Here is a 687-nt window from a genome sequence, read left to right as displayed (position 1 = left end):
TTGCCCGCCCGGTCCCAGGCCGTGACCCGCAGGGTGACGGCCTTGGCATCGGCGGGCGCGCGGTGCAGGACGGTGGTGGCCGTTCCGTCACGGCGTACATGCGGCTCCGTGGCGGTGCTCCAGGTGATCCCGTCGTCGTACGACGCCTCGACGCGTACGCCCGTCACGGCGGCTCCCCTGTAGCCGTCGGTCCGGTGCGTCCCGATGCGTACGGGCAGGACACGGCCGGCCGGTGCGCTGTTGGCTCCGTCGAGCGCGAGGTCGTAGTCGATGAAGATCACCGGCAGGACGGCGCACGGATGGCCGGCGCCGAACACCTCGGTGCAGCCGGTGGCGGTGTCGCCCGCTCCGGGTGCCTTCGAGCGGAAGGTGTAGGAGGTGTCCGTGCGGGTGCCGAGGGTCTCCAGTGCGGTGGTCCTGCGGCGCACGGTCTGGTCGATGCGGTACTCGGCCTCCTGCGGGGCGAAGAGCTGGGCGGCGGGCAACTCCTGGCCGTCGCGCCGGTAGGTGTAGGTGGTGCTGGAGACGCCGGTGCCGTAGTGGCCGGGGTCCGAGTCCCCGTATTTGCGGTCGGGGTGGATCACCGCCTTGGGGCCGTCGAGGACGTCGCGGTAGAAGTCGCTCAGTTCGCCCTTGTCGACGGCGACGGCCGTGGCACCGAGCGAGGGCAGCACGCTGTGGCGCTCG

At 72.1% G+C, this 687-nt stretch carries 1 pseudogene; it reads right to left on the bottom strand.

Annotated elements, in window-relative coordinates:
- Positions 1-687 (bottom strand): annotated as a pseudogene (locus tag JGS39_RS39910) (hypothetical protein); the annotation flags it as partial.

The sequence above is a fragment of the Streptomyces poriferorum genome, from assembly GCF_019399235.1.
In the GTDB taxonomy this organism is placed as follows: domain Bacteria; phylum Actinomycetota; class Actinomycetes; order Streptomycetales; family Streptomycetaceae; genus Streptomyces; species Streptomyces poriferorum.
Note: the sequence above shows the minus strand (reverse complement) of the source record. Positions and strands in the feature narration are given on the sequence as shown.